The sequence below is a fragment of the Rhizobium sp. SU303 genome, from assembly GCF_021052345.1.
GTDB lineage: Bacteria > Pseudomonadota > Alphaproteobacteria > Rhizobiales > Rhizobiaceae > Rhizobium > Rhizobium laguerreae.
The window spans coordinates 1566606-1583447 of sequence record NZ_CP088095.1; the positions used below are offsets into that span (position 1 = coordinate 1566606).

15 protein-coding genes and 1 pseudogene are annotated in these 16842 nt (G+C 58.9%); 8 read left to right on the top strand and 8 right to left on the bottom strand.

Annotated features, from left to right (window positions below):
• Positions 1-33: 33 nt before the first annotated feature.
• Positions 34-1035, top strand: a complete 1002-nt coding sequence (locus RlegSU303_RS07840; RefSeq protein ID WP_017960085.1) for a L,D-transpeptidase family protein — start codon at positions 34-36, stop codon at positions 1033-1035.
• A gap of 91 nt (positions 1036-1126) precedes the next feature.
• Here RlegSU303_RS07840 and RlegSU303_RS07845 read toward each other — a convergent pair whose 3' ends face one another.
• Positions 1127-1357 (bottom strand): hypothetical protein, encoded by a 231-nt coding sequence (locus tag RlegSU303_RS07845; RefSeq protein ID WP_017960086.1) that lies wholly within the window; start codon positions 1355-1357, stop codon positions 1127-1129.
• Positions 1354-2709, bottom strand: a complete 1356-nt coding sequence (locus tag RlegSU303_RS07850; protein ID WP_017960087.1) for a S8 family peptidase — start codon at positions 2707-2709, stop codon at positions 1354-1356. Before RlegSU303_RS07850 ends, RlegSU303_RS07845 begins: the two co-directional genes overlap by 4 nt.
• Positions 2710-3397: 688 nt before the next feature.
• Between RlegSU303_RS07850 and RlegSU303_RS07855 the strand changes: the two genes are divergently transcribed.
• Positions 3398-5179 carry a peroxidase family protein gene (locus RlegSU303_RS07855; RefSeq protein ID WP_231283617.1) on the top strand — a complete coding sequence of 594 codons (1782 nt, stop codon included), beginning with the start codon at positions 3398-3400 and terminating at the stop codon, positions 5177-5179.
• Positions 5180-5240: 61 nt separating this feature from the next.
• Here the strand turns inward: RlegSU303_RS07855 and RlegSU303_RS07860 are convergent, their stop codons facing one another.
• Complete coding sequence (locus RlegSU303_RS07860; protein ID WP_231283618.1) at positions 5241-6032, bottom strand: phenylalanine 4-monooxygenase; 792 nt, start codon at positions 6030-6032, stop codon at positions 5241-5243.
• 123 nt (positions 6033-6155) lie between these two features.
• Here RlegSU303_RS07860 and RlegSU303_RS07865 point away from each other — a divergent pair, with 123 nt between their 5' ends.
• Entirely contained in the window at positions 6156-6617 is a 462-nt protein-coding gene (locus RlegSU303_RS07865; protein WP_017960090.1) for an Lrp/AsnC family transcriptional regulator, read from the top strand.
• A gap of 30 nt (positions 6618-6647) precedes the next feature.
• On the opposite strand, the gene RlegSU303_RS07870 is transcribed toward RlegSU303_RS07865, so the two are convergent.
• A complete protein-coding gene (locus RlegSU303_RS07870; protein WP_003558671.1) occupies positions 6648-7127 on the bottom strand; it encodes an Lrp/AsnC family transcriptional regulator in 480 nt (159 codons plus the stop codon).
• Between the two features lie 130 nt (positions 7128-7257).
• On the opposite strand from RlegSU303_RS07870, the gene hppD reads away from it, so the two are divergent.
• The 4 genes from hppD (at position 7258) to maiA (ending at position 11485) form a co-directional block, all read left to right on the top strand.
• The gene (gene hppD / locus RlegSU303_RS07875; protein WP_231283619.1) at positions 7258-8367 is read left to right on the top strand and encodes a 4-hydroxyphenylpyruvate dioxygenase; all 1110 of its coding nucleotides are present in this window, start codon (positions 7258-7260) and stop codon (positions 8365-8367) included.
• A gap of 61 nt (positions 8368-8428) precedes the next feature.
• The gene (gene hmgA, locus RlegSU303_RS07880; RefSeq protein ID WP_231283620.1) at positions 8429-9790 is read left to right on the top strand and encodes a homogentisate 1,2-dioxygenase; all 1362 of its coding nucleotides are present in this window, start codon (positions 8429-8431) and stop codon (positions 9788-9790) included.
• A 40-nt stretch (positions 9791-9830) separates the two neighbouring features.
• The gene (locus RlegSU303_RS07885) at positions 9831-10856 is read left to right on the top strand and encodes a fumarylacetoacetate hydrolase family protein (RefSeq protein ID WP_231283621.1); all 1026 of its coding nucleotides are present in this window, start codon (positions 9831-9833) and stop codon (positions 10854-10856) included.
• The gene (maiA, locus tag RlegSU303_RS07890; RefSeq protein WP_231283622.1) at positions 10853-11485 is read left to right on the top strand and encodes a maleylacetoacetate isomerase; all 633 of its coding nucleotides are present in this window, start codon (positions 10853-10855) and stop codon (positions 11483-11485) included. Before RlegSU303_RS07885 ends, maiA begins: the two co-directional genes overlap by 4 nt.
• Positions 11486-11488: 3 nt before the next feature.
• On the opposite strand, the gene RlegSU303_RS07895 is transcribed toward maiA, so the two are convergent.
• A complete protein-coding gene (locus RlegSU303_RS07895; protein ID WP_017960095.1) occupies positions 11489-11959 on the bottom strand; it encodes an MEKHLA domain-containing protein in 471 nt (156 codons plus the stop codon).
• A gap of 531 nt (positions 11960-12490) precedes the next feature.
• Here RlegSU303_RS07895 and RlegSU303_RS07900 point away from each other — a divergent pair.
• A complete protein-coding gene (locus RlegSU303_RS07900) occupies positions 12491-14404 on the top strand; it encodes a P-loop NTPase fold protein (RefSeq protein ID WP_231283623.1) in 1914 nt (637 codons plus the stop codon).
• Positions 14405-14600: 196 nt separating this feature from the next.
• Here RlegSU303_RS07900 and RlegSU303_RS34510 read toward each other — a convergent pair.
• The 3 genes and pseudogenes from RlegSU303_RS34510 to RlegSU303_RS07915 all read right to left on the bottom strand — a co-directional run.
• Positions 14601-14772: pseudogene (locus tag RlegSU303_RS34510) on the bottom strand (transposase domain-containing protein); the annotation flags it as partial.
• A 387-nt stretch (positions 14773-15159) separates the two neighbouring features.
• Positions 15160-16185 (bottom strand): serine/threonine-protein kinase, encoded by a 1026-nt coding sequence (locus tag RlegSU303_RS07910; RefSeq protein ID WP_170258131.1) that lies wholly within the window; start codon positions 16183-16185, stop codon positions 15160-15162.
• Positions 16185-16502, bottom strand: a complete 318-nt coding sequence (locus tag RlegSU303_RS07915; protein ID WP_157626477.1) for a hypothetical protein — start codon at positions 16500-16502, stop codon at positions 16185-16187. Before RlegSU303_RS07915 ends, RlegSU303_RS07910 begins: the two co-directional genes overlap by 1 nt.
• Positions 16503-16842: the final 340 nt, after the last annotated feature.

The following is a 16842-nucleotide window of genomic DNA, read 5'->3' on the forward strand; positions in this document are numbered from 1 at the left end:
GTTCGCACTGGAACAAGTTGCGCCGCCGGCCATTTGTCGTCCATGAAAACAGCCCTGCCGATGTCGCTGCTTGCTCTGGCCTTCTCCGTTGGCGGTGCCGCCGCGCGGGAACTCCGACCCGAAGAAATCAATACCGCGTCGATTGCGTCCATCGGGACTGAGAAATCTGGGCCGGGAGATCCAGACCCGGCGATCGTTCGCCTTCAAGTCCTGCTCGACCGTGCAGGCTCATCTCCCGGCGTGATCGATGGCCTTTCGGGCGAAAACGTCGACAAGGCCGTGGCCGGCTTCGAGGCGATGAACAATCTTCCTGTCGATGGGAGGCTCGATCCAGAGGTCGCCTCCCGCCTGGAAGGCAATGCCCCGATCGTTGAGAGCTATGTCGTCTCGGCAGAGGATGCCGCGGGTCTCGTTGACAAGATCCCTGAAGACTATGGCGAGAAGGCAAAGATGCAAAGCTTGGGATATACGAGCGTTGCCGAGAAACTGTCCGAGCGGTTCCACATGGGTATCGATCTCGTGCATGGGCTCAATCCGGCTTCGCAGTTTGCTCCTGGCGACACGGTGTGGGTGGTGAACCCAGGTCCTCCAAGGGACGGAAAGGTCAAGAGGATCGAGGCTGACAGGAAGACGGGGCAGGTGCTCGCCTATGCCGCAGATGGATCGTTGCTTGCGGTCTATCCCGCAACGATCGGAAGCGAAGACAATCCGGCGCCGTCAGGCAAGCACAAGGTCAAGGGCGTCGCGAGAATGCCGGCCTATCGATATGATCCGAAGCGCAACTTCAAACAGGGAAAGAACGATAAGGTTCTGACGATCCCGAAAGGGCCGAACGGTCCTGTTGGTACGGTCTGGATCGACCTGACCGAGCCGACCTATGGGATACATGGCACACCGGAGCCGAAGCTTATCGACAAGGTGGGATCGCATGGCTGTGTACGGCTCACGAATTGGGATGTCGAAGAGCTGGCTGGCATGGTCAAGCCAGGCGTCATGGTGGACTTCGTCAATCGAAGTTCGGCCACGCCGAAGTGAGGGGGAATATGTTGAAAACCCGCACTCTTCTCTGCTTGTCACTGACGACCTGCGGCTCAGCGCCTGTGCATAGGCCGTGCCGCCTGCATGATCAGTTCGCTTGAGTCTTGTATGCGGCATCTTGCCGAACTGAAGCGACTCCCTTTACCGCGCGAAGCGCATCGAGCGCGTCAGGATTGACAGTACCGTTGACAATCATGAAGCGCTCGTGGCTTTGCACCTGTTCAAGGCCTTGCGACTTCAAGTCGCCGACGACCTCTCCCAAACTGCGGGCCTCGTTTTTGTCGATCCGAATGGTAACTTCAATCTTATCGGTCGTCATACCTCGCCGCATCCTCTTGCCTGGAGCAGGCCCTTGCCAACATCCCTAGCAGGGGAAGATAGAGGCTTTGTAAGCTGAATCAAGCGCGCCCACAGCGCCCATCCGCGAAACTTCGGATCAGACTGAGCAATAAGAGCGGCAACGCCGGCAACATGTGGGGTCGCCATGCTGGTGCCATCCCATCGGTCATACTTATCATCGGGCAAGCTCGAAAATATATCGACGCCAGGAGCGGCAATGTCCACTTCCTGACCAGGATTCAAACCGCCGCATGAGAACGACGCCGGCGCGACGGAGCGATCCACGGCGCCAACTCCGAGGATCGTGGACGCGTTCGCAGGAGAACCAACTGGCTCAATCTGTTGAGGACGAGAGCTTTCGTTCCCAGCGGCAGCAACAACTAAAGTTCCCGCGTCTAAACATACCTGCCCAATTTGCTCGTAGTCGTCACTCGGCGCATCTCCAATTTGCGTTGCAGCGCCTAGCGACATCGAAATAACATGGCAACCTTCATCCAGCGCCCATTCCATGCCGGCAATGATCGACCGGTCGGTGCCGAAGCCGTCGTCGCCCAGCACCTTTCCAGCGTAGATTTCCGCCTCATAGGCAACGCCGTAACGTGGGCCGCTGGTCGGTCGCAATGGACCGCATGCCGTCCCGATACAATGCGTTCCGTGACCGTGAACATCCCCTTCGGAACTACGTGTTGCAAAGAGCTTCTTGGTGACGGAACGGCCGACAAAATCCTGATGAGTTTCGTCAAATCCGGTATCCAGTACTGCTACCTTGATGCCGGCCCCGCTCAGGTCACTTTCGATAGCCCTGACAGCCTGCAGGCCCCAAGTGTTGCTGGTCTCGTCAAAGGCAGCCCGGGCCACAAGCCCCTCTGCCCCCTTTTTGCCCAATAAGCGATCGACCAGTTCGTTCACAGCGTCACGATAGCCGAGCAGGTAGTCACGGTCCAAAGAGGTTGCAACGCCGCCCACCGTTGCCTGTGCGAGGTCTAGCCGCTTCGTCTGCGGGCCGCCGAGAGCGCGATAGGATCGCTCTGGCCGTGCCGCGCTGACGACCTTCCGCTGCATGGCATTTTGCAACATGGGTTTCAGTCTTTCGCCATCCCGGCGCACAATTGCGATTCCGAAACGTTCGAAGTACTGAACATCAGCGCCGTCGAAATCATTTGGCACCGCCACGGCGCTGCGAAAATCTTTGGACGATGCGACACGGAAGCCGCCTTTTTCGAGTTGCTGTACACCCTCGCTCCTTGCTTTGGGTGTAAATCGCACCACCATGCCAAGACCCGATGTGCCGTCGCCTTGTGCGTTGACCCTGCCTCGCGTTGATTTCGCCATGATACCAACTCTCCCCATCTTTCACGGTTTTAAAGCAATACAAAAGCCGCAAGCTTGGCGCGGCATACCCCGTTAATCGAGCCGAAACTCGGGTTCGGGACAGCGGCGGAGCTGCTGGTGGATCGATGCGGATTGACCAGATGTTTTTCCGCTGACTTGCCGCCAGAACTCAAAGCTTCGCCAACCGAAAACTGGAGCATTCGGCAAGCAAGCATAATAAATTGTACCTTGTAGGTCGATTTCGGGATGTACTTCCCCTGGCCGGAAATCTCGGCGGCAAATATACATCTTATTGTTGAGTTAGCAAATGAAAATTCTAGCGGTCGTTCGCCGGCGTTTCATTGCTTTTCAGGTAGCCTATACTTCTACATCTCCTCCCCATTGTATTTCCTCGCTATTTTTGTGCCTGAGGTGGCTCTGTCCGATTATCGATACTGCCTTGCAATAACGGACTTGCGGCGAAAAGCGCCAGCGATACCGGCAATGGCACCTCTTACAACGAGGCGCCAACCGCGGGGCAGGGAATACGATGCGCAAAAAACGAGTGCGCTGAAACCGCACAGACATCGACTGAGCTTTACCGGTAATTTACCAACTTTAAGATGAATAATAGCCCAATATGATTAGTTGACTTCGCGTTCTAGGTGTATGAATTATCCCGCGGGCTGGAAAACGGAGGGTGTTGCCAATGGCAATCGTTTTTCAATCGCACGGGGGTGCGGAGAAAGAGCGCGCAGTTCCAGGGCCGAGCGTTCGGGCCGGGCGGCCAGCGACGGGTGACGTCGCGGTCGATGAAGAAGCTGACTTCGGATATTTCGTACCGCCATTAGATGCGCCAGAGAATTACCTTCCCAACACGGCGGAAACGCTTGGGGAGCTCGATGAGCTCGGCGAAATGATGATCGATGTTGTCGCGACGCCGACGAGCGAGGATCCGACGGAAGATTCCACGCTCCCGCCTGTCTTCACATATTGGGGACAATTCCTGGATCACGAGCTGACGGCCCGAACTGATCGCGAAGGAGCGATCTCGAGCATGGTCAACGCACACCCGCCTGTCGCCTCGTCGACAGTGGAGAGCCAGTTCAGAAATGCTCGCTCGCCCCGTTTCGATCTGGATAGTGTCTACGGCGGATCTGCCGTCGGCGAGGGGATAGATGCGGATGTTGTCAAAGTGATCTCCGGCCTTCGCCACCCCACGCTGACAAACAAAATGCGTGTCGGGACAGCCGTCGATCCGGGGCCACTTCCCGACAACCTCGACGAACATCGCGACCTCCCTCGCTACGGCCAGGTCCAGTCGTCTGTCCGGGAGGCGGCTTTACGTCTGGCTCAGGCCGCGATGACTCCCGAGGCGTTTCAGAAATTCTCTGATACCTTGCCCCAGCGGGCGATAATCGGGGACAATCGCAACGATGAAAATCTCGTCGTCGCGCAGTTCCATCTGAGCTTTCTCCGGTTCCATAACAAGGCCGTCGACTATCTTGCATCGCATGACACGGGCTGGATCGCCGATTTCAGCTCGGCGCAGGCTCTGACAAGACTTCATTACCAATGGTTGATTGTCGAAGGATATCTCAAGGGCGTTTGCGATCCGGTTGTGGTGGACCGCGTCGTCAACGATCGGGCATCTCATTTCTTCAAATTCAGAGCCGAGTTCGATGCCCGGAGGCAGAATACCCGGCTCGGCAATGCTCTGCCGTTGGAGTTCTCCACCGCAGCCTATCGGTTCGGTCATTCCATGGTCAGAACCTTCTATGACTACAACAAGAACTTTGGGCGGCCGGGCACAGGTTTTCTACCGCGCGCCACCTTGAGGTTGCTTTTCGAATTCACCGGCGGCGGCGGCAGGCTGGATGACGCGAAGAAGCTGCCCAAGAACTGGATAATCGACTGGACGCGCTTTACCGGAGCCGATCCCCATGATGCGGGCGATGGGGAGCCGGCCCGTCTTGCCAGGAGGATCGATACGGAGCTTGCTCCGCCATTGCATACGCTGTTCAAGGAGGGGGAGGACCAGGCCGACCAACAGCTCAAGGAGTTGTTCAAGAACCTGGCAAGGAGGAACCTTCGTCGGGGCTACAATCTCAGGCTCCCGACGGGTCAGGCTTTACACAAGCATCTCAACCAAATTGGCGCGGTGCAGTCCTCGCCGATCCAGGATGTCTCAGCGCTGTTCGCCGCGAAGCCCGATCTGAAGAACTTCCTCGCCGGCACCGCATCGCGTTTCCACGAACGTACACCGCTCTGGTTCTACGTTCTGGCTGAAGCCGAGGCTGCAGGCGGAAATCGATTGGGCGAAGTCGGGAGCTGTCTCGTGGCGTCGACCTTCGTGGGCGTGCTGCTTGCGGATCCGGACTCGGCTCTTTCGCGTGGGTTCACGCCCAATCAGAGCCCTCTCAAGATGCCGGACAACTCGCCGATCGACTCGATCACCAAGTGGATGCGGTTCGCAGCGGTCATGCAGTAGAGCTCGTAAGACTGTTGCCTCGCCGCACCGCGGCGAGGCAAGCCGTCCTATCATCCGCGATTCACGAAGCTTTGGCTTCGAAAGCGGGGGCGAAATCACCCAGCGATTTTGCCTTGAGGATCGTGGCCTCGATATCCTGTTCCACGATCGCTTCAAGATCGGCGAAGCTATCGATGACATAGTAGATCGGCTGGAGGATATCGATCCGGTAGGGCGTTCTCAGCACGCTCAGCAGATCGAACGGCCGGAATTCGCACGCCTTGCCTTCCATTGCCGCCTTCGCTTCGCTGGGCGATGAGACGATGCCCGCGCCGAAGCAACGGCGGCCTTGCGGCGTATTGATCAGGCCGAATTCGACGGTGAACCAGAAGATCCGGAACAGGTGCCATGAATAGCCCTTGCCGAGACGGACGGCCGTTTCGCCGAAATGCCGGACGAAATTGGCATAGCTCTGGTTGGTGAGCATGGGGCAATGGCCGAAAACCTCGTGGAACAGGTCCGGTTCCTCGATATAGTCGATATGCTCGCGACGGCGCAGGAAGGTTGCGAGCGGGAATTTGCCTTGCGACAGAAGCTCATAAAAGCGCGAGGGCGGAATGAGCGCCGGCACGCCTTCGACGCCAAAGCCGGTGGTCTCGTTCAGGCGTCTGTTGACGTCGAGAAGCTGAGGCACCTTATCGGGCTTCAGCCCCAGCATTTTGACGCCGTCCAGATATTCGCGGCAGGCGGTATCGGCCAGCAGCTTCATCTGACGCCGGTAGAGTTCGCCCCAGATCGCATCTTCATCCGGAGTGTAGTCATACAAACCGTCCGGGCTGGACAGTTTGGCGGTGTAGCTGCTTTCCTTGGTCATAGGCTGATCCTCCCAGGCACGGCGCTATTCCTGCCATTATGACCCGGGTTTGGAGGATTTTCTTTTCTTTCATGCTGGTTATCGCCATAATGGTGGCAAATATTCCCGAATGAGATGCGGAAAATGAAAGAAACTGGGAATTTCCGCCGCAAGCTTCTGCAACTCGTCCAGGCCGACGGCAGCCTGTCGCTGGCCGACCTGGCGGAAAAGGCCGGCATGTCGCAGAGCTCGGCCTGGCGGAAGATCCAGGAGTTGGAAGCCGACGGCGTCATCCGCAAGCGTGTGACATTGCTCGATCCTGGCAAACTCGATCTCAAGCTCTGCGTCATCGCGCATGTCACGCTGGAGGATCACCACGAAGAGGCGGTCGCGTCGTTCGCTGCGGTGGTGCTGGAACGGCCGGAGATCATGGAGTGCTACGCCCTGTCAGGCGCCTTCGATTACATGCTGAAGATCCGGGCAAGCGACGTGGAAAGCTATGAAGCCTTCATGACCCGCTATCTCATGCGCAACCCGCATGTGCGCACGGTGGTTTCGAGCTTCGTGCTGCGCGAGCTGAAATTCTCGACCGAACTGCCGATCTAGATATGACTGCGCAGGGCGATGCCGTCGACATCAGTGACCCGGCATCAGCACCGGAAAACCTTCGAATGTCTTCAGTGTGTCGAGCACGATCGACGTTTTCACGTGCTGCACCGACTCGTGGGGCAACAGAACGTCGTTGACGAATTTCGAGAGGTCGGCGAGCCCGCGGGTTGCGACCGTCAGGTGATAATCCATTTCACCGGTTAGCGCATAGGCTTCGAGAACTTCCGGCAACCCGTTGATCAGTTGCGAAAATCGGCGGGCATTGTCTCTGTTGTGGGTCGCGAGCGTCACGGAAATGACCACCAGCATATCGAGACCCAACTTCTGCCGATCGAGGTAAGCCCGGTAGCTGCGGATATATCCCTCAGCCTCCAGTCTCGTGCGCCGGCGCGAGCATTGCGACGGCGAAAGCGCAATCCGCTCCCCCAGCTCGTTGTTCGTCAGCCTGCCGTCCTTTTGAAGTTCCTGGAGCAGGCGCAAATCCAATTTGTCGAGTGGCTCATCCATTGCACGAAATCCCCAATACACTCACGGATCGTGCATAATCTCTTCTCGGAGCATAAAGAATGCAAGAACTTTGCACGCGTTTTGGGCCACACTTTGCATATCAAATGCAATCTCCTCTGGAGGAAAGAAAATGGGTCCGTTCCCGCATGACGCACCGCCCTCGGAAATCACCGCCGACAATCCGGCCGGCACCGACGGCTTCGAATTCGTCGAGTTCGCCCATCCTGAGCCCGAGACGCTGCGCGAGCTCTTCACACGCATGGGCTACACCGCCGTCGCCAAGCACAAGACGAAAGATATCACCGTCTGGAGACAGGGTGACATCAACTATGTCCTGAACGCCGAACCGGGCAGTCAAGCCGCGCGTTTCGTCGCAAATCACGGTCCCTGCGCCCCATCGATGGCCTGGCGCGTCGTCGATGCCAAGCACGCTTTCGACCACGCCGTATCAAAAGGCGCTGTTCCCTATGAAGGGGACGACAAGATGCTCGACGTCCCGGCGATTGTCGGCATTGGCGGCTCGCTGCTCTACTTCGTCGAGACCTATGGCGCCAAGGGATCGGCCTACGAGGCCGAGTTCGATTGGCTTGGCGAGCGTAACCCGCATCCCCAGGGGATCGGCTTTTATTATCTCGACCATCTGACGCACAACGTCTTCCGCGGCAACATGGACAAGTGGTGGGATTTTTACCGCAACCTGTTCAATTTCAAGCAGATCCACTTCTTCGATATCGATGGGCGCATCACCGGTCTGGTGAGCCGCGCCATCACCTCGCCCTGCGGCAAAATCCGCATTCCGCTGAATGAATCGAAGGACGACACCAGCCAGATCGAGGAGTATCTGAAGAAGTACAAGGGCGAGGGCATTCAGCACATCGCCGTTGGAACGGAGGACATTTACGACGCCACCGACAGCCTTGCCGACAACGGCCTGCGCTTCATGCCGGGTCCGCCGGAGACCTATTACGACATGTCCTATGAACGCGTGAACGGCCATAGTGAACCTGTCGAACGCATGAAGAAACACGGCATCCTCATCGATGGCGAAGGTGTGGTGAATGGCGGCATGACGAAAATCCTGCTGCAGATCTTCTCCAAGACCGTCATCGGCCCGATCTTCTTCGAATTCATCCAGCGCAAGGGCGACGAAGGCTTCGGCGAAGGCAACTTCCGGGCGCTTTTCGAGTCGATCGAGGCCGATCAGATCAAGCGTGGTGTCATCGGGACTGCAGCGGAGTAAACTCTCCAGCGCCGCGCATCTGTCAGACGCGTGGCGCTGGAGTTTTCGGGGAGGAGTGAGCATGGACCAGACATCGATCCAGGCGTCGGATGGTGAAGCCGCAACGGCAAACACGCTGAAATATATGCCGGGGTTCGGCAACGACTTCGAAACCGAGTCGCTCCCCGGCGCCTTGCCGCAGGGCCAGAACAGCCCGCAGAAGTGCAATTACGGTCTCTATGCGGAGCAGCTTTCCGGCTCGCCGTTCACCGCGCCGCGCGGGACGAATGAAAGGTCCTGGCTTTACCGCATCCGCCCGAGCGTGCGCCACACCCGCCGCTTCTCCAACGCCTCCTATCCGCTCTGGAAAACCGCGCCGTGCCTCGACGAACATTCGCTTCCTCTCGGCCAGCTTCGGTGGGATCCCATCCCCGCACCCGCGGAGAGGCTGACATTCCTCGAAGGGGTGCGGACCATCACGACGGCAGGCGATGCCACCACCCAGGTGGGCATGTCAGCCCATGCCTATGTCTTTAATGAGGACATGGTCGACGACTACTTCTTCAATGCCGATGGTGAATTGCTGATCGTGCCGCAGCTCGGCGCCATCAGAGTGTTCACCGAGATGGGCATCATGGATGTCGAGCCGTTGGAAATATGCCTCATCCCGCGCGGCATGATGTTCAAGATTCTGAAGGGCGGCGAGCAGACGGTCTGGCGTGGCTATATATGCGAGAACTACGGCGCGAAATTTACCCTGCCGGACCGCGGGCCGATCGGCGCCAACTGCCTGGCAAACCCGCGCGACTTCAAAACACCCGTTGCCGCTTTCGAGGATAAGGAAACGCCGTGCCGCGTGCATGTGAAGTGGTGTGGAAAATTCTACGTCACGGAGATCGGCCATTCGCCGCTCGATGTGGTGGCCTGGCATGGCAACTACGCCCCGTTCAAATACGACCTGCGGACATTTTCTCCTGTTGGCGCGATCCGCTTCGATCATCCCGATCCGTCGATCTTTTCGGTGCTGACCGCGCCGACCGAAGATGCCGGCACGGCGAATGTCGATTTCGTGATCTTTCCGCCGCGCTGGCTGGTGGCCGAGCACACGTTTCGTCCGCCCTGGTACCACCGCAACATCATGAGCGAATTCATGGGGCTGATCCATGGCCAGTATGACGCCAAGGAGGAGGGCTTCGTGCCGGGCGGCATGAGCCTGCACAACATGATGCTTCCCCACGGGCCGGACGCGCTGGCCTTCGAAAAGGCATCCAATACCGAACTCAAGCCCGTGAAGCTCGATCACACCATGGCCTTCATGTTCGAGACCCGGTACCCGCAGCAACTGACGAAATACGCAGCCGAGCTTGAGACGCTGCAGGATGATTACCTGGAATGCTGGGACGGCCTGGAACGCAAGTTCGACGGAACCCCCGGTATCAAATGATGCATCAAGTGAAGTCATCCTCCGGCACGGAATTTCGGACATGAAACTTGCAACGTCAAAAGACTCCACGCGGGACGGCCGGCTCGTCGTCGTTTCCCGCGACCTGACCCGCTGTTCCGAGGTCGGTCATATCGCCCGCACATTGCAGGCAGCACTCGATGACTGGGAGCATGTGGCTCCGAGGCTCGCGCTCATTGCCGAAGGCGTCGAGACCGGCGCCCAGCCGACGATCCGGTTTCACGAACATGACGCCACGTCACCTCTGCCGCGCGCCTACCAATGGGCCGATGGCTCCGCTTACGTCAACCATGTCGAACTGGTGCGCAAGGCACGTGGCGCCGAGATGCCGGCGAGCTTCTGGACCGATCCGCTGATCTATCAAGGCGGGTCGGACGCGTTCCTTGCGCCGCGCGACCCGATCTTGGCGGCCGACGAGGCTTATGGGATCGATATGGAGGGCGAAGTCGCCGTCATCACCGGCGACGTTGACATGGGTTGCAGCCCGGAAGCGGCGCGCGGCGCCATCCGTCTCCTGATGCTCGTCAACGATGTGTCGCTGCGCAGTCTGATCCCGGACGAGTTGGCGAAGGGATTTGGTTTCTTCCAGTCGAAGCCGGCATCGGCATTTTCTCCGGTCGCGGTGACGCCGGACGAGCTCGGAGACGCCTGGGACGGCGGCAAGCTGCATCTTCCGCTGCTGGTGAGCTTGAACGGCAAGCCATTCGGCAAGGCGAACGCCGGCATCGACATGACCTTCGATTTTGGCCAGTTGATCGCCCATGCCGCCAAAACCCGCAATCTCGCGGCCGGAACGATCATCGGCTCGGGAACGGTGTCCAACAAGCTCAACGGCGGCCCGGGCAAGCCGGTGGAAGAGGGAGGAGACGGCTACTCCTGCATTGCCGAAATCAGGATGATCGAGACGATCGAGACCGGATCGCCGAAGACCCCTTTCATGAAGTTCGGCGATCAGGTCCGCATCGAGATGAAGGATAAGGCCGGCCATTCGATCTTCGGAGCGATCGAGCAGACGGTCGAAAAATACCAGGGGGCCGACCCGCAATGAACGAGGTCGTTCTCTACGACTACTGGCGATCATCGGCGAGCTATCGCGTCCGCATCGCGCTCAATCTCCTGGGCATCGATTACAAGACCGTGCCCATCAACCTGTTGGACGGCGCACAGAAGACTCCGGAATATCTGGCCCTCAACCCGCAAGGGCTGGTGCCGACATTAGTGATCGACGGAAGAACCCTGACGCAATCGCTGGCAATCATCGAATATCTGGCCGAGCTTCGGCCGGAATGCGGATTGCTGCCACCTGACATTGCCGATCGTCAGAAAGTCCGCGCCCTTGCCTATGCGGTCGCCATGGACATCCATCCGATCTGCAACTTGCATGTCGTGTCGCATCTGATGACCGTGACGGATAAGCCCGATGCCCGCGAGGAATGGATGAAACATTTCATCTCCGACGGGCTGGGCAAACTGGAAGCGATGATCGGCGAAGCCGATGGCGCGTTCAGCTTTGGAGATGCGCCGACGATGGCGGACCTCTGTCTCATTCCCCAAGTCTACAACGCTCGCCGCTGGGGAGTAGATATGACCGCTTTCAGGCGCATCACCGACATCGACGCCAGATGCGCCGAACTGCCCGCCTTCCAGGCGGCGCATCCCGGCCGCGTGAAACCGTAGAAACTATGCATCCCGCCATGAAGAGAATATCGCAGCCTGGCCCAACCGCTTGCCCGCGTCATCGATCAGCTGCCAGACGGTGAAGTTGTCGACCCAGAAACGGCGGCCCGATTTCGCGACCCTGACACCGCGGCCATTATCGACAAAACCATCACGCGTGACGGCATCGAGCAGCCGCTGGCGCTCGGCGAGATCGGGCTGTTCAGCCGAAAGCCGCGACGGCAGCGTGATGAATTCATCCCAGCTGTATTCGAAGCAGGTCTGCGCCGTGCAGTTGGCATAGATGAAGCGCGGGTCGGGCAGGGTATTGTGGGCAAGGACCACGAAAGGCGCGTCGTTATAGAGCCAGTCCGGCCCTTGCCCGTCCTGGACAAGTCGACGGCCGGTGACGCGCAGGTAACTTCCGGTGAGGAGGAAGAAGAAATGGGCATCGCTCCTCAGGTCGAGGGCGTGATTGTCATAGGCAAAAGTCACGAACTGCCTCACGGGTCAAATGCTTCGATGCAGGCGACATAGTCGATATTCATCGCATCGGTCTACAGCGCAAAGAATGGCGGTCGCTGCGAGTAGTCTGCAATCTTGAATCCGGTGCCTGCAATCCAAATGAGATCGAGGAGCTGAAAAAGCTGGGAGGCAAGGTCGAGGTTCTCTCCGACCCCAAGCTTCACGGCAAGGTGTATTTGACGGACAGGCAGCTCGTTCTGGATTCGTCGAACGCCTCCAGCAACGGTCTCGTTGTCGAGGGGCCGGCGATTGGAGGCTGGGCGGAGGCGAATATCTCTACGAATGACAGGGGTCTTCTCGGCCAGTTACGCACTTGGTGCGACGAGCGTGTGCTTGCCGCGGACACTGTCACTGCGGAGAAGCTTGCGCTTGCCCGCGTAGTCTGGATGGCGAGACGAGCGGCGTCACCGGCGAACGGCGGATTATCTACCGACCTGGTCCTTGGCGTGTACGCCGATGATGCATACATTCCTGTCCCACTCACCACCGGAGCCGCTGCGAATGAACGAGCATGCCGTCAAAGTCCTGGATGCATATTTCGATGCCGATACGCTGTCTGTTCCGCATGCAGTACTGATAGAGGGCCGCTGGGGCAGCGGCAAAACGTTTTTCCTGCAAAACGTCTACGAGCCCGCGCGGATGCGAGAGATGAATGCCAAGCGTCTCCATCACACTCCGTTTCTGTTCGTGAGCCTGTTCGGCGCGACCTCGGCCGCCGACGTCGAAATGCGCATCTACAAGGCGGCCTGCCCCGGGGAGGCAATCGCGGCCGGGATCGCTGGCACCATAGCACTGGGGGTCGGGGAGTTCTTTCGTGTCAAGGATGCGACCAAGGGTGCGATGGACAAGCTCGGAAAGAAGGCGATCAAGCGTCTCAACGACTTTGTCTTCGTCTTCGACGATCTCGAGCGGATGGAAAAGACCGCTTTCGGGGAAGTGATGGGACTGGTCAACTCCCTCGTTGCAGAACACGGACGACGAGTCCTGCTCGTCACCGACGAGACCAAGCTGGAGGAACTTGTTGGAGGCGACATGTGGAAGGACCAGAACGAGAAGATCGTCGGCCGACGTGCGCATATCGAAGCGGACTACGAGAGTGTGATCCACAGCACAATAGGGAACATGCCGAACGGTTCTGCCAAGTCGTTCATGGGCGCCCGTATCGACGACCTCCTCGAAATCGCGATGGCCTCGGAGATCCAGAACCTCCGCAATCTGACATGGGCCATGCACAACGCCTCCGCTTTCGTGGACTGCCTCATCGGAGACGGCGAGATACCGGAGCGACACGTCGCCTCGACGATGGGCGTCGTACTCGCGACGACTCTGGGGATGCGCGGCGGCCTTCTCAATGCGGAAACGCTCGAGCGTCTTCCCGGGCTGGCGACGACGCTTGCCTTCCGGTCAGTTGGGAACAACCACGCGCCGTTGGATCCTCAGCTTCTGCAGGCCAAAACGTTTTCGGATAAGTTCGGCTCGCTCTCCCTCGACACGCCACCGATCGATTACGGTTTCATCAATGGCTTCGAACGCAGTGGGGTTATGGACCCGCTGCAAGTCAATTCTTGGATAAAGACCCAGTTCGGCTTTGGCAAAGAGCACGCCGAGCCGTCATGGCGGAGATTGTGGCTCAGCCACGAGCGACCGATGAAGGACACAGACGAGGCTGTTGCCATACTTGCCGGTGAACTGGCCAAGCGGGTTCACACGGATAACGGGCCAATCCTTCATTCCGCGGGGCTTGCGATCCGGCAATGGGGAATGAACGACCAACGCCTGACCGCAGGAGAGGATGTCGTTGCCTACTTCGAAAAGTACATCGACGAGGTTGCCGCGGCAGGACTTTTGGAGGCGATGAAGTTCGACCATTTTCCCGCAGGATTCGATAGCCATGGCGGACTCGGCTTCAGCTCCACTGAGACTGGGGAATTTCAGCACATAGCTACCTACTTGCGCGCAAAGTCCTTGGAAAAAGCTGCGGCGAAACGCCATGAGCGAGCAGTTTCGATCTTCGCCGAAGCGGAAGCAGGTGATTTCGAGGCGCTGTTCAAGTTCATCCGAACCGACGACCCAGAGCTTTCCCAGACCCCGGTACTGTTGGACATTCCGGTCGATCATGTCGCGGAATTCATGAGCCGGGACGTCCCGGAGCTATCCGCAGGTTCGAAGCTGCTTGCGTATCGATATCACCGAACGATGCCCGGGGATCCTGTGCTTGAGGAACTGCAATGGGCCCGCGATGTTTATGCTGCCGTTGTCGGAAAGCTTGCCCAGTGGCCGGAACCTCACCGGGCGATGGCGCTGCATTCGATGAACAGCCTCATTCGATACTACGAGCGGGACAAGCAACCTGAAGACAGGATCATCCCGCCACCGAAAGAGGCCGAGGCGGAAACGGAAATGCAGGACGCATAGTCGCCTCCCGTGCACAGAACTCGTGCCTCAAAATCTCGCAGCCTAGTTTGCAGCCGGACCCGCGCCGCACGTCCGACTATAGCTCTCCAGGGCGTCGGACACATAGGTTATCAGTAAGCGCTGCTTGCATCGCACCTTGACCACGCGCATTGAGCCGTTTTGAAATCCAGCGCTATGGGTCCGCTTCGGGTCGACATCAGCCGTGCGTTCGCTCCGAATAGTTCCAAGGCATTTAGGTCGTCGACCCGGCTCTGCTTGTGACCATTGACGATGGAGCTGAGCGTGGCGGTCAGGTATGCGAACGGTTCGACAGCGTTGATCCTACAGGTCTCAATAAGTGAGGCGATAGTCGCCCAATTCTCCGCTCCGCACCCTCGCTCGAAGTCTGATAGTTGGGGAGATCCGTTTTCGACGGCGACCGACAGCCGATTCACTAGCGAAGAATAGATATCTCTATTCCGATGGAACCGTTCTGTAATCTGGATGGGAACGCCTTCCTCATCAAGGCTCTTGAGCCTGCCCGCGCCGGTGAACCATTGAGGTTTTCCGAGATAACGGAGGTGTTCAGTGATCCTGGAATGATGCCGCACAACATCGAGTTCCGGCTTCGGCCGTGAAAATGTTGGCGGCTGCCGTCCGTGCGGTGTCATCCTTCTGGTGCGGACCTCACCTGAAACGGCGTCCGCAAATCAGGCATTGGTAGCGCGTGGGCGTGGGCATGACTGCTCGATCTCCGCTCGCGCCGGGTTGACCCCTCACGCCAACGTTGAACGTGCCACCAGCTCCGCCAGACGAGTCCGTGCTTCGCGTTCCGTTCGGTAGCTCTGGCAATCCGGGCGACGGCGACGACCTCCGACCGTGTATTCGACGGACGGTTTGATGCCGGATTGGAAGAAGGCGCGTTCCTCCCTTCCATCGAAGGTGCAGGTCCATTCGTTGTCGTTCAAGCGGATCCACCGCCGGGCCGGCCGCAGCCGCTCCAGCTCCTGCCGAAGGGCGGCAGCCGTCGGGTACCTGTCGGCAACGACGGGGTTTATCGCCTTCTTGATGATGCGCTTCAGCTTCGGCGGCATGTGATCGGCGAAGCCCAACAGGTTCACGAGCTTGCCTTCCTTCACGAGAGCAGGCCACGCCGCGCTGCTCAATATTACGTCCCATCCCGTCATGTTGTTCACAGCACGGAGCAGCGTCATGCCTGCGGCGAACACGTCGCTGGCGGCGGAGAACTCCCTGTTATTGATGGCCTCCGGCGAGGCGTGCGGACGGTAGAACAAGTCCGTGACCCTCACGCCGCTCTCCGGATGGATGACGGTGCCAAAGTCCGACAGCTTGGCGATCCCGCCCGTCAGCATGATGTTGCCTGGCTTGACGTCGCGGTGAACGATCCCGCGGTTGTGGGCGTGCTCGAGGGCGAACAGGATCTGCTTCAGGTAGCCGATGGTTTCGATGACGGGCACGAATTCCTGATGCAGCCGATCGGCCAGCGAGCCGCCTTCCAGGTACTCCATTTCAATGAGCACGGCACCGTCGAAGACGTCGGCGGTGAGCACCTTCACGACGTGGTCGTGGCCGCAAAGGCTCTGCGCCTGCGCCTCGACGACGGCGCGGTGCTCGACGGGATTGGCGACGCGGATCAACTTCAGGGCGGACTCGCGACCAAGGTTCCGATTGATCACGTGGAAGACGTCGCCGAACTGGCCGCTCCCGAGCGGCCGGACGATCTCGTACTTGTTCAGCACGATCTCGCCGGGCTGGAACGTCAGGGGGGCGACGGCCGACATCAGAGGCTCATCCAAGCGGCAAGGGCAGCCAGTTTGGCCGCGTTCGGCCAAGTCGCAGGGCGATCCACAATGCGCTCGTCGCAAGCCGTGAACTTGTCACCCGGATGCGCCAGCGCCTTCTTCGTGAAGGTGTGGATGGTCGACTGGTCAGCGGCCAGCCCCCGCTCGTGCGCAACCAGGGCAAGGATCCCGAAGGGGAACGTCAGGTAGGCGATCTGATCGGCCTTCTTTCCGTCCATCGACAGGCGGTATGCGAGGCCTTGCGGCTGCCGCGCCTCGATCAGCTCGTTGAACGTCTGTTTGAAGAAGTTTGCCATCTCCGGCTTCGGCTGGTCTACGTCGAATCGGTGGCGGTCGTGTACGACGTACCGCGGATCGGCTCTCGTGCCTTCCATCAGGCAGAAGTGCAACTCGCCCTTCTGAAGATTAAACCCAAGGATAGCCATCAGCCTGCCTTTCGATGGGAGGGTCGCCTTCTGCGCGAGCCCTGAACCAAAGGGCCCGAGCGAATGGCGGCCGGGCCCTTTTCTGGGATTTTATAAACTTAGGCGTTAGCGGCCAAGCTTCACGTCTCCTGGTCCAGCCATTGGCAAACCTAGTGGCGCGCTACAACGCCCGCTCAACTAGGTTGGATAATCCAGTTTAGTTGAGCGGGCG